General features: G+C 73.1%; 11 protein-coding genes and 1 tRNA gene. 7 read left to right on the top strand and 5 right to left on the bottom strand.

Translation table 11 applies throughout. The annotated features are described in order from the left end of the window. Positions 1 to 42: 42 nt before the first annotated feature. Positions 43 to 567 carry an FHA domain-containing protein gene (locus OHV05_RS18065; RefSeq protein WP_405018611.1) on the bottom strand — a complete coding sequence of 175 codons (525 nt, stop codon included), beginning with the start codon at positions 565 to 567 and terminating at the stop codon, positions 43 to 45. Positions 568 to 578: 11 nt separating this feature from the next. Then, the gene (locus tag OHV05_RS18060; RefSeq protein ID WP_405018610.1) at positions 579 to 1,460 is read right to left on the bottom strand and encodes an FhaA domain-containing protein; all 882 of its coding nucleotides are present in this window, start codon (positions 1,458 to 1,460) and stop codon (positions 579 to 581) included. Positions 1,461 to 1,833: 373 nt separating this feature from the next. Here OHV05_RS18060 and OHV05_RS18055 point away from each other — a divergent pair. Further along, a tRNA-Leu gene (locus OHV05_RS18055) sits at positions 1,834 to 1,920 on the top strand. A gap of 147 nt (positions 1,921 to 2,067) precedes the next feature. After that, a complete protein-coding gene (locus tag OHV05_RS18050; RefSeq protein WP_405018609.1) occupies positions 2,068 to 3,819 on the top strand; it encodes a stealth family protein in 1,752 nt (583 codons plus the stop codon). Positions 3,820 to 3,829: 10 nt separating this feature from the next. On the opposite strand, the gene OHV05_RS18045 is transcribed toward OHV05_RS18050, so the two are convergent. Both OHV05_RS18045 and OHV05_RS18040 read right to left on the bottom strand, forming a co-directional pair. Further along, positions 3,830 to 4,960 carry a sensor histidine kinase gene (locus tag OHV05_RS18045; protein WP_405018608.1) on the bottom strand — a complete coding sequence of 377 codons (1,131 nt, stop codon included), beginning with the start codon at positions 4,958 to 4,960 and terminating at the stop codon, positions 3,830 to 3,832. Next, entirely contained in the window at positions 4,957 to 5,628 is a 672-nt protein-coding gene (locus OHV05_RS18040; protein ID WP_403040121.1) for a response regulator, read from the bottom strand. Before OHV05_RS18040 ends, OHV05_RS18045 begins: the two co-directional genes overlap by 4 nt. 269 nt (positions 5,629 to 5,897) lie before the next feature. On the opposite strand from OHV05_RS18040, the gene OHV05_RS18035 reads away from it, so the two are divergent. Beyond that, complete coding sequence (locus OHV05_RS18035) at positions 5,898 to 7,715, top strand: phosphatidylglycerol lysyltransferase domain-containing protein (RefSeq protein WP_405021487.1); 1,818 nt, start codon at positions 5,898 to 5,900, stop codon at positions 7,713 to 7,715. A gap of 197 nt (positions 7,716 to 7,912) precedes the next feature. Next, positions 7,913 to 8,686 carry a hypothetical protein gene (locus OHV05_RS18030; protein WP_405018607.1) on the top strand — a complete coding sequence of 258 codons (774 nt, stop codon included), beginning with the start codon at positions 7,913 to 7,915 and terminating at the stop codon, positions 8,684 to 8,686. A 16-nt stretch (positions 8,687 to 8,702) separates the two neighbouring features. On the opposite strand, the gene OHV05_RS18025 is transcribed toward OHV05_RS18030, so the two are convergent. Then, the gene (locus OHV05_RS18025; protein ID WP_405018606.1) at positions 8,703 to 11,369 is read right to left on the bottom strand and encodes a SpoIIE family protein phosphatase; all 2,667 of its coding nucleotides are present in this window, start codon (positions 11,367 to 11,369) and stop codon (positions 8,703 to 8,705) included. Positions 11,370 to 11,587: 218 nt separating this feature from the next. On the opposite strand from OHV05_RS18025, the gene OHV05_RS18020 reads away from it, so the two are divergent. The 3 genes from OHV05_RS18020 to OHV05_RS18010 all read left to right on the top strand — a co-directional run bounded on the left by OHV05_RS18020 (position 11,588) and on the right by OHV05_RS18010 (position 14,630). Further along, positions 11,588 to 12,748, top strand: a complete 1,161-nt coding sequence (locus OHV05_RS18020) for a rhodanese-like domain-containing protein (protein ID WP_405018605.1) — start codon at positions 11,588 to 11,590, stop codon at positions 12,746 to 12,748. Between the two features lie 62 nt (positions 12,749 to 12,810). Continuing rightward, a complete protein-coding gene (locus OHV05_RS18015) occupies positions 12,811 to 13,434 on the top strand; it encodes a DUF5819 family protein (protein ID WP_405018604.1) in 624 nt (207 codons plus the stop codon). After that, a complete protein-coding gene (locus OHV05_RS18010; protein WP_405018603.1) occupies positions 13,431 to 14,630 on the top strand; it encodes an HTTM domain-containing protein in 1,200 nt (399 codons plus the stop codon). The genes OHV05_RS18015 and OHV05_RS18010 overlap by 4 nt, the downstream gene beginning before the upstream one ends. The last annotated feature ends 10 nt before the right edge of the window (positions 14,631 to 14,640 follow it).

Genomic DNA, 14,640 nt, shown 5'->3' with positions numbered 1-14,640 from the left:
GGCCCTCCTTCGGGTGGACGGTGTGCTGTCCCTCATGCGCCGCTACTTCCGCAGTTCGATGACGGTCCTGCCGATTCGGATCGGCATGCCCGGCTGGAGCGGCGTCGGCGTGGTGAGCCGCTGCCGGTCCAGATAGGTGCCGTTGGTGGAGCCTAGATCCTCGACCGTCCACTGCCCAGTCTGATCCGGGTAGATCCTGGCATGACGGGAGGACGCGTAGTCGTCGTCCAGCACGATCGTGGAGTCGTGGGCCCGGCCCAGGGTGATGGTCTGCCCCTGGAGGGCGACCGTCGTCCCGGCCAACGAGCCCTGCACGACCACGAGTTGGGTCGGGCCGCCACGACGGCGGCCACCCTGGGTGGGTGGCCCGGACGCCTGCTGGGGCGGCCTGGCGGCCCCACCCTGGCCCGCACCGGCGGCCGCCGGAGCAGCCGGGCGGCGGGCGGTGCGCTGGTTCACCTTGGTGCCGAACAGATCACTGCGGATCACCTGCACGGCAACGATGACGAACAGCCACAACACGGCCAGGAAACCCAGCCGCATGACCGTCAAGGTCAGTTCTGACATAACCGCCCGCTCTACCCTTCGACCTGTCGGTAGACGATGGTGGTGCTGCCCAGGACGATCCGTGAGCCGTCGCGGAGCGTAGCGCGCTGGGTGTGCTGTCCGTCCACCACGATGCCGTTGGTCGAGCCGAGGTCGAGCACCATCGCGGGCGTGCCCGGCCGGATCTCGGCGTGCTTGCGGGAGACCCCTGGGTCGTCGATCCGCACGTCGGCCTCGGTGGAGCGGCCGAGCACGCAGGCGTTCCCGGTGATCTGGTGCCGCTGCCCGTTGACCTCGATCCAGCGCCGGGTGGCGGCGCCGCTGTGGCCCGCCCCGGGGAACGGCCGGACGTTGCCGCCCGCCTGAGGGGGCGTCGGAGGCATCGAAGGGGGCGCGACGGGCGGCGGCGGCGCGTACGGGGCCGCGGCGCCCGGCTGCTGCCACGGTGCGCCGGGGGCCGGCGGCGTCGGCGGACGGTCGTACCCGGGCGGCGCGCCGGGGACGGCCGCGGGCGGGCCGCCGTACGGCGCGGCCGGCTGCTCGGCGGCCAGCGTGCGGCTGCGCACCCGGTAGAGCCCGGTGTCCAGGTCGTCGGCCTTCTCCAGGCTGACCTGGAGCGGCCCCATGAAGCTGTAGCGCTGCGCCTCGGCGTACTCGCGCACCATCCCGGCCAGCTCGGTGCCGAGCTGGCCCGAGTAGGGGCTGAGCCGCTCGTGGTCGTGCGGGCTGAGCTCGACGATGAAGTCGTTCGGCACCACGGTGCGGTCGCGGTTCCAGATCGTGGCGTTGTTGTCGCACTCGCGCTGGAGCGCGCCCGCGATCTCCACGGGCTGCACCTCGGACTTGAACACCTTGGCGAAGGTGCCGTTCACGAGACCTTCGAGTCGCTGCTCGAACTTCTTCAGTACTCCCACTGGGGCACCCCCTTCCTAGGGCGTTCGATCCGGCCGCTGTTCGGGTCCGTCAGCGGTACTTCCGTGCTGATCGTATCCACGCCCGGGCCATCCGTACGGTTCCCCGGGCACGGCGGGGCGCAAGCCAGGGCTACCCGGAGCGGCCCTCGCTCACCCCTCGCTCACCCGTTCGCCTGCACCCGACCGGCCCCCGGCTGCGGTGCTCGGCCGACTGCCGCGCTCCGGTTGCGGACCGCGGGAGGAAGGGATTCGTAGTGCACCCGCAGGTCGTGCTAATGTTTTCCACGTCGGAAGGGGCAGCCGCAAGGCAGCCGGACGGAAGGCCAGCGAGACTCAGGTCGAGCAAGCCGGAAGAACTTACGGCGACACCCATGCGCGGGTGGCGGAATAGGCAGACGCGCTGGATTCAGGTTCCAGTGCCCGAAAGGGCGTGGGGGTTCAACTCCCCCCTCGCGCACCAGCAAAGGGTGCCTCTCGAAAGAGAGGCACCCTTTCTTGTTGTTCCGCCCGGGTTCACCGCCCGGGTTGTGAACGCCGGTTGTGAACGTCCTCAGCTTCCTCCCAGATCGCGGTGGCATCCTGCTGCCTCCCGCTCTCTGGAGTTCCGATGCCCGCTGCTGTCCTGGCCGGCCGTGCCGCGCGGCGCCTGGTGCGCCGGCTGTGCCGCCTGCCCGTCCGGGTGGTCGCGGCGGGCCGCCGGTGCCCCGGTGGCGACCCGTCGGCCGAGCCGGCTCCCGATCCGGTCGCGCTGACCGAACGACGGCTGCTCGCCATGCATCCCGGCCTGGTCCGGCACGCCGGCCTGCTGGCCGGGATCCGGGACGACCTGCTCTCCTGGCAGGCCCGCGACGCCGGGCTGGCCGAGGTGGCCGGGGTGCTCGATGGGGCGGGGATCGGGTACGCCATGGTGCCGGACCCGGGCTACCGGCACCGGCTGGCGATCCGGCCGGGTGACCGCGGGGCCGTCCTGGACGCCTTCGCCGAAGCCTGCGCCGACCGGCCGGTCTACTTCGAACTGCTCGGTCACGGCAAGGAGTTGGGCCTGACCCTGGCCGACGGCCTGGCGGCGGCGGTGGCCGCCGTCGAGGCCGTGCCCGAGCCTGCGGACCCGGCCGAGCCGTCCGGGCCGGGGGAGCCGGGGGAGCCGGAGATCGAGCGGGTGAAGGGCCTGCGGGTGTTCCGCCCCACCGTGACCACCGGCCGGACCCTGTACTACGGCGCCGACCACGGCTGCGACCTGGAGTTCTGGGACCCGGGCGCCGAGGGCACCGGCGTGGTCGCCGCGATCGCCGAGACACCGTACGGCTGGTGGCTGCCCTCGATGGAGACCTCGGGCCCGGTGCGGATCGCGGGCCGGGACGTCCCGGTGCTCGGGTCGCTGGCCGGCACCTTCCCGGGGGACATCGACTTCCCGGTCGACGCGGTGATCACCTGGGTGGACGACGGCGACCGCCACTGGCGGCACCGCCGGGCCGAGGCGCTGGCCGCGGCGGGCCCGGACCTCCCGCTGGACGCCGCCGAGCACCGCTACCGCAACCGGGGCGAACTCCGGTACTGCCTGCGGTCGATCGCCTCCTACGCGCCCTGGATCCGGCAGGTCTTCCTGGTCACCGACGACCAGGTGCCGCCGTGGCTGGACACCGCCCACCCCGGGATCACCGTGGTGCCGCACCGCGAGCTGTTCGCCGACCCGGCGGTGCTGCCGGTCTTCAACTCGCATGCCATCGAGACCCAGCTGCACCGGATACCCGGTCTGGCCGAGCACTTCCTCTACTTCAACGACGACCTCTTCCTCGGCCGCCCGGTCCAGCCGCAGTCCTTCTTCCTGGGCAGCGGCCTGCCCCGGATCCTCCGGAACGACCGGACGGTCCCGCCCGGCGACCGGACCGAGGAGGACAGCGTCTACGCGGCGGCCCAGAAGAACGCCCGGGCCGCGCTGCTGGCGGCCTTCGGCCGGACCTATCCGCAGATCCTCAGCCACTCGCCGCACCCGCTCTCCCGCCGGCTGCTCGCCGAGTCCGCCGAGCGGTTCGCCGCCGGTCTGGCGGAGACCGCAGGGTCGGTGTTCCGGAGCGCCGCCGACCTGCCCCCGGTCACCCTGGCGCTGTACGCCGCACACGCCACCGGGCACGCGGTGGACGCCCGGCTGGAGCACTTCTACGCGGGGACCGACCAGCCCGACCAGCTCGGCCGGCTGGCGGAGCTGCTGACGTCCCGTTGGGCCGACACGTTCTGTCTGGCCGACGGGGACGGCCGGGAGATCCCGGCGGAGGAGCAGGGCCGGGTGCTGGCCGGGTTCCTCCGTGACTACTTCCCGGTGCCCTCCCCGTACGAGCTGCCCGCCCCCGGTGGGGCCTGAGGCCCCGGCGCTACTCCCCCGCCGCGGGCAGCTCGGCCCGGACCAGGAAGCCGCCCTCCGGGGTCGGCTCCGCGACCAGGCCGCCGCCCAGCAGGACCGCCCGCTCGCGCAGCCCGACCAGGCCGTGGCCGCCGCCGGGCAGGGCCTCGGCGGTGTCGGCCGGCCGGGTCGGCGGGCCGTTCCTGACCTCGACCAGCAGGCGGGTGCCCCGGGCGGTGAGCCGGACCGCCACGGCGGCGCCGGGCGCGTGCTTGCTGATGTTGGTGAGCGCCTCCTGGACGGTCCGGAAGGCGGCCCGTTCGACCGCCTCCGGCCAGGGCCGGTCCCCGCTCGCCAGGCTGCTGGTGACGGTCAGTCCGCTGTTCTCGATCAGCCGGGGCAGGTCGGCCAGCCGGGGCTGCGGGGCGAGCGGATCGGTGCCCCGGACCCCGGCCGCGCGCAGCACCCCGACCATCTGCCGCAGCTCCTCCAGGGTGCGGACCGACAGCTCCCTGATGGTCCGTGCGGTGGCCTTGGCGGCCGGGTCGGCGGTGCTCACCTGGAGCGCGCCGGCCTGGATGCTGATCAGGCTGACCTGGTGCGAGACCACGTCGTGCATCTCCCGCGCCAGCCGGGCCCGCTCGGTGCTCAGCACCCGGTCGGCGAGCAGCCGGTTCTCCCGCTGCCGACCCTCGGTCAGTTCGTCCAGCCGGGCCGCCAGTTCGGTCCGGGTCCTGGCCAGCAGGCCGAGCGCGGCGGGCCCGGCGCCGAGCATCACGCACTGGATGGCGTACAGCGCGTTGTCCTGGTCCAGCGCCAGCGGGTGGTCCTCCAGCGGCCAGTGGAAGAACTCGACCAGCGCGAAGACGCTGGCGCTGAGGGTGGTGACGCGCAGTCCGGGGCGGTATGCGGCGACCGAGTAGACCGCGGTGATCGGGGCGATCCAGATGTAGTTCACGAAGGTGCCGGGCAGCACCAGCAGCAGGGTCAGCAGCGGGAAGCGGCGGCGCAGCAGCAGCGCCCCGGTGGCCAGCCCGGAGAGGGTCAGCTCCCACCAGGAGGAGTTCCTGGCGACCAGCGCGGCGTCCATGGCGGCCAGCAGCAGCGGCAGCAGCAGCATCGGCCAGGGCGCGGTCAGCCGGGCCCTGGCGGCGGCTCTCATGCCCTCGGCTCGGGCGGGGTCCGGACCAGCCCCGCCCGGTTGGCCAGCACCGCGGCCTGCACCCGGTTGGCGGCACCGAGCTTCCCGAGGATGGCGCTGATGTGGTCCTTGACGGTGCCGGTGCCGAGGAACAGCCGGTCGGCGATCTCGGCGTTCGACAGGCCCTCGCCGAGCAGCGCCAGCACGTCCAGCTCCCGGCCGGTCAGCCCACGGGTCAGCGCCGCCGCCTCGGCGTCCGGGCCGCCGCCGTCCACGTAGCCGCTGATCACGGTGCGGGTCACGGTCGGCGAGAGCACGCTGCCGCCGGCCGCGAGCACCCGGACGGCGTGCACCAGCTGCTCGGGGGCGGTGTCCTTGAGCATGAAGCCGGCCGCCCCGGCGCGCAGCGCGGTGCCGATGTACTCGTCGGTGTCGAAGGTGGTCAGCATGGCCACCGCCGGGGGGTGCGGCAGGGCGCGCAGCCGGCGCAGCACCGAGATGCCGTCCAGGTCGGGCATCCGGATGTCGAGCAGCACCACGTGCGGACGCAGCAGGGTGACCTTCTCCTCCGCCGACGCACCCGAGCAGTCGCCCACCACCTCCAGGTCGGGGGCCGACCCGACGATCAGGCCCAGGCCGGAGCGGACCAGGATCTCGTCGTCCACGATCAGGACGCGGATCGCCGTCATGGTCTCTCCCTCGGGGTGGTGCGGGTGCTCGGTCTTCTGAGCCTAGGGGCAGGTCGGAGCGGGTGGGACGGCAACCGGTGGGAGAGCACCCCCGCCGATCGGCGGGGGACCGAATCCGCTACCTGGTTCACGTAATTCTCATCCGTGGTGAGCAACCATGGGAATGCGGTGAAGCCGCCCGTCGGCGGTCTCGTGCGGATGCGCCCCCACAACTGATCGTTTGGAATTGAGCTGTGTCCCCCACCGTGAAGCCGGAGCCTCCGACCGCCATCGCCGACGAGCGCCCCGGGGCGGCCGCCCGGCTGCTGGCCCGCTGGCGGCCCAGAGCCGCCCGGGCCACCGTCTGGTACCTGCGCCTGCTGGCCCTGCTGAATCTGGTGGCGGTGCTCGCCGTCCCGTTCCGGGACCAGGTGCAGACGCACAACGAGGGCGAGTTCTTCACCCCCTACCTGATGACCGCCGGGTTGACCTCGGCGGTGCTCTCGCTGCTGCTGGCGGTGGCGATGCGGCGGCGGAAGCGGGCCGCGTGGATCTTCAACACGGTGGTCTCCGGGCTGTTCTTCCTGCTGTACCTGACCGCGATGGTCTGGACGGAGGACAACGTCCGGTTCAACCACCATCCGTTCAACTACTTCTCCACCGTGCTCACCGGGCTGTTCTTCCTGGCCCTGCTGGTCGGGCGCCGGGAGTTCACCTCCAAGGGCGACCGCTCCAACCCGAAGGCGGCGGTGGCGGCCTTCGCCGGCGGTCTGCTGCTGGGCGGCGGGATCGGCGCGCTGCTGGTCGGGATGACCAACACGATCACCGGGGCCGGCTTCGGTGACCGGTTCGGCTACTCGATCGCCCGGATGATCACGCTCCAGCCGACCGAGCACGCCTCCAGCGTGATCTCCGTACCCACCTGGGTGAACGGGTCGATCAACCTGATGAGCGCGGTGCTCTTCCTGCTGGTGATGTACGTGGCGTTCCGCTCGCCGCGCGGCCAGGAGCTGCTGACCCCGCAGGACGAGCTGCAGCTGCGGGAGCTGCTGGAGAAGCAGGGCGAGCGCGACTCGCTCGGCTACTTCGCGCTCCGCCGGGACAAGGCGGTGGTCTTCTCGCCGAGCGGCAAGGCGGCCGTCGCCTACCGGGTGCTCGGCGGCGTCTCGCTGGCCTCCGGCGACCCGATCGGCGACCCGGAGGCGTGGCCCGGCGCGATCGACGCCTGGCTGTCCGAGGCCAGGGAGCACGCCTGGGTCCCGGCCGTGATGGGCGCCTCCGAGGACGCCGGCGTGATCTACGCCCGGCACGGCCTGGACGCGCTCGAACTCGGTGACGAGGCGATCGTCGAGCTGGACGAGTTCTCGCTGGACGGCCGCGCCATGCGGGTGGTCCGCCAGGCGTACAACCGGGTCAAGCGCGCCGGGTACACCGTGCGGGTCCGCCGGCACGAGGACATCCCCGAGGCCGAGATGGCCGAGCTGGTCCACAAGGCCGACCACTGGCGGGACGGCGCCACCGAGCGCGGCTTCTCGATGGCGCTCGGCCGCCTCGGCGACCCGGACGACGGCCGCTGCGTGATGCTGGAGTGCCACGACGCGGACGGCGAGCTGCGCGCCCTGCTGAGCTTCGTGCCGTGGGGGGCGAACGGGCTGTCGCTGGACCTGATGCGCCGCGAGCGGGACACCGAGAACGGCCTGATGGAGTTCATGGTGATCGAACTCCTCCAGCGCGCCAAGGAGGTCGACCTCGAACGGGTCTCGCTGAACTTCGCGATGTTCCGGTCGGTCTTCGAGCGCGGATCGAAGCTCGGCGCGGGGCCGGTGCTGCGCCTGTGGCGCTCGGTTCTCGGCTTCTTCTCGCGCTGGTGGCAGATCGAGTCCCTCTATCGGGCCAACGCCAAGTACCGGCCGATCTGGGAGCCGCGTTATCTGCTCTTCGAGAAGAGCAGCGAGATTCCGCGCATCGGCATCGCCAGTGCCAGGGCCGAGGGTTTCATCACCGCGCCCAGTCTTCCCGCCCTGTTCCGCCGTCGGCACGCCCGGCCCACCGCCGATTCGGTGGCAGAGGCCGTCCTGCCGGTCCCGGAACGCGGCGGGGAGGGATAGTCCTCCGCCGGGGGGCGGAGGACTTCCCGCCGCTACCTGCCGACCGGGGGATGAATTCAGGGTTCTGTCCCCCTGGAGGATGACCTGGCTTCGGCTCAGGAGCTGATGCGGCCCGTTTATCGGATACCTACTGTTGATGTAGGACACCACGCATTAATGGGTGTGCGGGAAATGTGGGAGTGAGAACGGGGACAGCAGTGACGCAGCACGGAGTGCTCAGGCGGGCCGCCGCGGCCGAGTGGGGCGCGATGTTCTCCACCGTCAGGTCGGAGATCGCGCGCAAACGGTTCGCCGCCGTCCCGCTGGCCACCACCGCCACCCTGCTGGTGCTGCTGTTCAGCATCGTCCAGCACCTGCCCGGCGGGGAGCGCTTCGTCACCCACGTGGGTGTGGTCAAGGCCGGTCTCCCGCTGGACGTCTCGCTGCTGCGCACCCCGCTCTCGCTGTACGTCCCCGCGCTCGACCTGCCGGTCTGGGGCGCGCTGGTGCAGGTCTTCCTGGTCTTCGGCCTGGCCGAGCTGGTGCTCGGCCGCCGGCTGACCCTGGTGGTGGCCTACGCCTGCACGCTGGCGGGCACGCTGTTCGCCCGGGTCGGGGTGGCGATCGGCCCGGACCACCTGTTCGGCTTCCCCGCCTCGGTGGCCCACGTCCGGGACACCGGCCCGTCCGCCGCGGTGGTCGCGCTGGCGATCGTGGTCGCGATCCGCTGCCGGGCCTGGTGGACGGCCGGGCTGGTGGGCGCGCTGATGGTCGCCGAGGCGGTCGTGCTGCCCAACCTGGCCGGGCTGGAGCACGTGGTGGCGCTGCTCACCGCCGTGCTGCTGGCGGCCGCGGTCGAGGTGTTCGGCGACTTCTGGCCGCGGGTGCTGGCGGTGGTCGGTGCCGCCACCTCGGTCGCCACCGAGGCCCGGCGCCGCCGGGCGGCCGCTGCTGCTGCCGCAGCCGCCCCGTCCCGGGTCATGGTCTCCTGACCTCCCGGCCCCCGGCTCAGCTCCTCGGCAGCGCCAGCTCGAACCAGACCACCTTGCCGACCGCCTTCCGGGCGGTGCCCCACTTCTCGGCCAGCTTGCTCACCAGGTTGAGGCCCCGGCCGTTCTCGTCCAGCTCCTCGGACGGCTCCAGCGACGGCAGGTTGTGGTTGTCGTCGCTGACCTCGACCAGCAGCTTGTCCACCCGGATCAGCTGGAGCTGGACGTGGTCCCTGGCCACCCGGACGGCGTTCGTCACCAGCTCGCTGACCAGCAGCTCGACGGTGTCGGTCAGCGCGGTGAGCTGCCAGGCGGCCAGCTGCTCGCGGACCAGCTGCCTGGCCCGGCGGACCTCGGTCTCGTCCACCGCCAGCTCCCAGGTCTGCACGTCGGTCGGCGCGACCCCGTCGAAACGGGCCACCAGCAGGGCGATGTCGTCCTGCCGGTCCTCCGAGTGCAGGCGCTCCAGCACCACGTCGCAGGCCTCCTCGGGGCTCTGCTTCGGGTCGATCAGGTTGCCGCAGAGGGCGGCCAGGCCGGCTCCTATGTCGCCGCCCCTGACCTCCACCAGGCCGTCGGTGCAGAGCACCAGCATCGAGCCGTCCGAGACGTCGATCTTCTTCGAGACGAACGGCACCCCGCCGACCCCGATCGGCGCGCCGGACGGGATCTCCAGCAGCTCACCGGTGCCGTCCGGGTGCACCAGCACCGGTGGCACGTGCCCGGCGCTGGCCAGCTCGCAGGTCCGGTTGATCGGGTCGTAGACCACGTACAGGCAGGTGGCCAGGTGGTCGTCGCCGAGCTTGTGGGCCAGGTTGTCCAGGTGCCGCAGCAGCTGGCCCGGCGGCAGGTCGAGCGCGGCCAGGGTCTGCATCGCGGTGCGGAACCGGCCCATCGCGGCCGCCGAGAGCAGGCCGTGGCCCATCACGTCGCCGACCACCAGGGCGACCCGACTGCCGGGCAGCTGGATCGCGTCGAACCAGTCGCCGCCGACCTCGGCCTTCTGGTCGCCCGGCAGGTAGCGGTGGGCGATCTGCACGCCGGGGATCTTCGGCGGGCGGGTCGGGATCATCGAGCGCTGCAGGATGGTGGCGGTCTTCGCCTCCATCCGGTGCAGCCGGGCGTTGTCCAGCGAGAGCGCGGCCCGGGCCGCCAGCTCGCGCAGGGTGGCCGCGTCGGCGTGGTCGAACGGGGCCCGGTCGGGCAGCCGGAGCAGCTTGAGGATGCCGAGCACGGTGCCCCGGGCGGACAGCGGCAGCACCAGCATCGACCGGCCGGTCACCACCGGCACCAGCTCCGGGCTGCCGAGCGAGGCCGCGTAGTCCACCGCCACGTCCGGGTTGACCACCGGGACCAGCACCGGCTGGTTCTCCTGCAGGGCCAGGCCCGGCGGGGTGGAGCGGGGCATCGCCAGCAGCGCGCCCTCCTCCAGCACGTGCTCCCACTGGCCCACGGTGGCGTTGAAGGACCGGGCCACCCGGCGCAGCATGGTGGTGTCGGAGGGCCGGTTGATCGGCAGCACCGAGTCGGAGATCAGGCCGTCCCGCAGGTCGACGCAGGCGAAGTCGGCGATGCTCGGGACCAGCACCTCGCACAGCTCGCGCGCGGTGGTGTCGAGGTCCAGCGTGGTGCCGACCCGGTTGCCGACCTCGCTGAGCAGCGCGAGCTGCTCCCCGGCCGGGCTGCTGGTCAGCAGCTCGACGTCGGGCGAGGCGGCGGTCGGACGGGACGGGACGGGCGGGTGGGCCCGTCCGCCGTGGCCGTTGCTCCTGGAACGGTCGGCTGCTGACTCGATGGCGGGGCCTCCCGGGGTGGGTCCGACGGACGACATGGAGCTCGGGTCACGCGGGGCGGGGACCGATCCGGCGCCGCTGGCCAGCAGCTGGAGCGAGCCGTCGGGGGCGGGGCGCTGCGGTTCGGCCGGGCGTCGGCCGGCCCGGGGCTGGGCGGCGCGCTGCTGCGCGGTCGGGTACCGGCGGCCCAGGCCGGTGGCAGCGGCCCTGGCGGTGCCGGTCGGCTCGTACGGCTGCACCGGGAGCCGGGTGGAGGCGTCCACCCAGAGGGCCGGCAGGCCGGCCGCCCCGAGCTGGCCGAGCAGGCGGCGCCGGCGGTCCTCGGAGCAGGTGGGCAGCAGCGCGGCCAGCGGCCCGGTGTCGCCCTGCCCGGCCGGGGTGAGGTCGGGGCGGAGCCGGTGCAGGCCGCCGACCGGGCCGGGGGAGGGGACGTACGGGAACTGCCGGCTGCCGAGCGCGATCCGGGGGCCGCCGGCCCGCAGCGGGCGGGCGTCGGCGGCCAGCGCGAGCAGCCCGCGCCCGGTCGGCTCGGTCAGCGGGTAGGCCCACCAGAACACGTCGCGCAGCCGCTCCTCGCGGTCCACCACGGCCATCGCCCCGGCCCACGGGACGCCGCCGGTCTGGGTCAGGTCGTCCAGGGTGTCCAGCGCGTCGCAGCGACGCCCGGGGCCGGCCGCCCTCCCGGGGCCCTCCGACCGGGGCTCGACGGCGGGCAGCAGCCCGGAGGCCGTCCGCCCGAAGGCCACCTCGGCCCGGTGACCGAACAACTCCTCGGCGGCCCTGCTCCAGTACGTGATCCGACCGTCCGGATCGATCAGCACCACGGCCAGTCGCACCAGGGTGACGACGGCCGGCTGATCGGCCGACGGTGGGGAATCTGGCTGGTCCACCATGAATTGGGTCTGCTCCCGCCTGGCCGCCGCTTCCTGTCTGATCCGGTCCCGCTGCACCCTCCAGCGAAGCACGGCGGGGGGCGGCACTGAAAGCGAAACGGGGAGATTCGTAAGTATCAGTTGCGTGTCACCCTCCGTGCGCCCCCTCGTACCACCGGTTCGTCCGGCGGCGCCCCGGTAGGGTGACAGGCCGTATCCCCCGGACGGAGGCACAGCAGGTGAGCGCGGAGAGCAGCAGCCCCGTCCAGTGGGCGGATCAGGAGCGGTGGCAGCTCGAGGAGCGGGTGGCGGCGGCCGAGCTGGCCTGGCTGACCCTGGAGGTGGACGTCGAGACCCTGCGGGTCGAGATCGACAACTTCGCGCTGATCCACCACCAGCTGCTCGGCCCGCTGTACGCGCGGCTGGACGAGCTGGACGCGCTGGTCGCGGAGACCGTGGCGGCCCGGACGGGTGCGCCCGAGGACCTCCGCCGGGCGGCCGAGGCCAGGCAGCGGGTGGACGAACTCCCGGACCTGGACGCGCTGTTCGACAGTCTGCCGACCGAGCCGGCCACCGAGCCCGAGCCGCCCCGCCGGGTCCGCCCCGGCAAGGAGGCGCAGCGGCTCTACCGCGAGCTGGCCCGCCGGGCGCACCCGGACCTCACCACCGACCCAGCCGAGCAGGAGCGCCGGGTGGCCTTCATCGCCCGGGTCAACGAGGCGTACGCGCACGGGGACGCCAAGGCGCTGGCCGAGCTGACCGAGGAGTGGTCCACCGCGCCGGAGGCCGCCCCCGCCCCCGAGGCGCCGGACCGGCCGGACTGGCTGAACCAGCGGCTGGAGTGGCTGACCGGCAAGATCGGCCGGCTGGCCACCGAGCAGGTCCGGCTGGAGAACACCCCGATGGGCGAGCTGCTCCGGCTGGCCCCGCAGGAGCCCGACCGCCTGCTGGAAGAGCTGGCCGACCAGTTGCTCGGCCAGGCCGCGGCCAAGCAGGCCGAGTTGGAGCGGTTGCTGGCCGGGCCGGGCGACAATGGCGTTGACCACCAACGGACACAGGAGACCCAGACGATGTTCGCCCAGCAGCTCCCCACCACCGACGCCGCCTCGGTGCCCGCCGAAGCCCCGCTGCTCGACGTCCGCGAGCAGGACGAGTGGGACGCCGGGCACGTCGACGGCGCCCTGCACATCCCGATCGGCGAGGTGATCGCCCGGATCGAGGAGCTGCCGGACGAGAAGCTGTACGTGCTCTGCCGGGTCGGCGGCCGGTCCGCCCAGGTGGTGCAGTACCTGGTCGCGCAGGGCCGCGAGGCGGTCAACGTGGACGGCGGGATGTTCGCCTGGGAGGCGGCCGGCCGCCCGATGGTGAGCAGCGACGGCCGGGACGCCTTCGTTCTCTAGTAGCGCCCGCCCCCGTAAGGCAGGATGACCGGGCACACCGCAGCCCGAGGGGAGATCCGGCCGTGCGTACCTGGTCCACCCCGGCGCTGGTGGTGCTCTGTGCCACCGGGGCGGTGCTGCTCGGCGGCACCGCCCTGTTCCTGGCCGCGCTGTTCCTGCACTCGGCGCCGTCCAATGCGCTCTCCCAGGAGTACCGGGCCGAGCTGGACGCGGTGGTCTATCCGGAGTTCGAGCAGAACTGGCGGCTGTTCGCGCCCAACCCGCTCCAGCAGAACGTGACGGTGGACGCCCGGGTGCAGACCATCGCCGCCGACGGCACGGTCACCACCCGGGAGTGGGCCGGTCTGACGGCGGGTGACATCGCGGCGGTCCGCGGCAACCCGGCCCCCAGTCACGTGGACCAGAACCTGCTGCGCCGGGCCTGGGACTTCTACGACTCCACCCACACCGAGCAGCAGGGCACCGGCTCCCGGGCCGTGCTGGCCGAGCAGTACCTGAAGCGGACGGCGCTCCAGCGGCTCGGGCCGGCCGAGCCGGGCCTGCGGTTGTTCCAGGTCCAACTGCGGGTCGGGACGGCCGAGCTGGCCCCGCCCGCGTGGAGCCGGGAGCAGGTGGACACCGCGCCGAAGTACCGCGAGCTGCCCTGGTGGCCGGTGGGCGAGGCCGACCTGCGGGGGCTGTGGTGAGCACCCCGGCGTACGACACCCCGCAGCATGACAGCCCGCAGCAGGACGCCGCGGAGCAGAGCCCCCCGGAGCAGACGGAACGTCAGCTCCTCGACGCCGTCCCCCGGCAGCGCTCCCCGCAGCGGCTCGCCCTCCGGGCCCGCCGTTCGGACCGGCTGCGCACCGCCTTCACCACCTTCACCGGCCGCCCGCTCGCCCCGTACCAGGCGGCGGTGGCCCGGATCGGCTTCGGGCTGGCCTGGGCGGCCTACCTGATCCGGGAGTGGCCCAACCGCCGGGTGCTGTACGGCGACCGCTCGCCCTGGTCGGCGGAGCTGGCCGACCGGCTGCTGGCGGAGAACCACGCCTTCACCGTGCTGCCCTGGTTCCAGGGGCGGCTCTGGTTCGAGCTGGTCTACCACCTGGCGATCCTGGCCGCCGTGCTCTTCACGCTCGGCTGGCGGACCAGGGCCAGCGGCGCGGTCTTCCTGGTCACCGTGCTCTCGCTGCAGAACCGGAACGTCTTCGTCGGCGACGGCGGCGACAATGTGATCCACCTGATGGCGGTCTACTTGGTGCTCACCAGGTGCGCCCGGGTCTGGTCGCTGGACGCCCGGCGCGGCCGGGACGGCGGCGCGGTCTGGCTCTGGCTGCTGCTCGGTGCCGGGCTCGCGGCCGGGCCGCCGTCCTGGCCCTGGCTGCTCTGGCTGGTGGCCGGGCTCTGGTGGTCCGTCAACCGGTGGCGCCCGGACGGCGAGCCGCGCGCGGTGCTGGACGCGCTGGCCACCATGCTGCACAACTGCGCGATGCTGGTGATCGCGGTCCAGGTGGTGCTGATCTACGCCACGGCCGGCTGGTACAAGGTGCAGGGCTCGCGCTGGCAGGACGGCACCGCGCTGCACTACCCGCTGCACCTGGACTACTTCACGCCCTGGCCCTGGCTCTCCGGGCTGGTCGGCTCCAGCCTGCTGGTGGTCTTCCTGTTCAGCTACGGCACGGTGATCATCCAGGTCGCCTTCCCGTTCACGCTGTTCAACCGGCGGCTGAAGAACGTCCTGCTGGCCATGATGATCACCGAGCACCTGGCGATCGCGGTCCTGCTCGGCCTGCCGTTCTTCTCGCTGGCGATGGTCGCGGCCGACGCGGTCTTCCTGCCGACCGCCGTCCTGCTGTGGGTCGAGCGCCGGGTCCGGGGTCCGGGGGCCCGCAGCGTCTAAGCTGTGCCGT

Origin of the sequence: Kitasatospora sp. NBC_00070, assembly GCF_045041205.1 — a bacterium.
Lineage (GTDB): Bacteria > Actinomycetota > Actinomycetes > Streptomycetales > Streptomycetaceae > Kitasatospora.
This window is presented reverse-complemented; position numbering and strand designations above follow the sequence as displayed.

Bases quoted from the DNA above. Each gene is read 5' to 3' on its own strand.
- OHV05_RS18065 (WP_405018611.1), bottom strand. From the start codon at position 567: ATGTCAGAACTGACCTTGACGGTCATGCGGCTGGGTTTCCTGGCCGTG.
- OHV05_RS18025 (WP_405018606.1), bottom strand. From the start codon at position 11,369: ATGGTGGACCAGCCAGATTCCCCACCGTCGGCCGATCAGCCGGCCGTC.
- OHV05_RS18050 (WP_405018609.1), top strand. From the start codon at position 2,068: ATGCCCGCTGCTGTCCTGGCCGGCCGTGCCGCGCGGCGCCTGGTGCGC.
- OHV05_RS18045 (WP_405018608.1), bottom strand. From the start codon at position 4,960: ATGAGAGCCGCCGCCAGGGCCCGGCTGACCGCGCCCTGGCCGATGCTG.
- OHV05_RS18040 (WP_403040121.1), bottom strand. From the start codon at position 5,628: ATGACGGCGATCCGCGTCCTGATCGTGGACGACGAGATCCTGGTCCGC.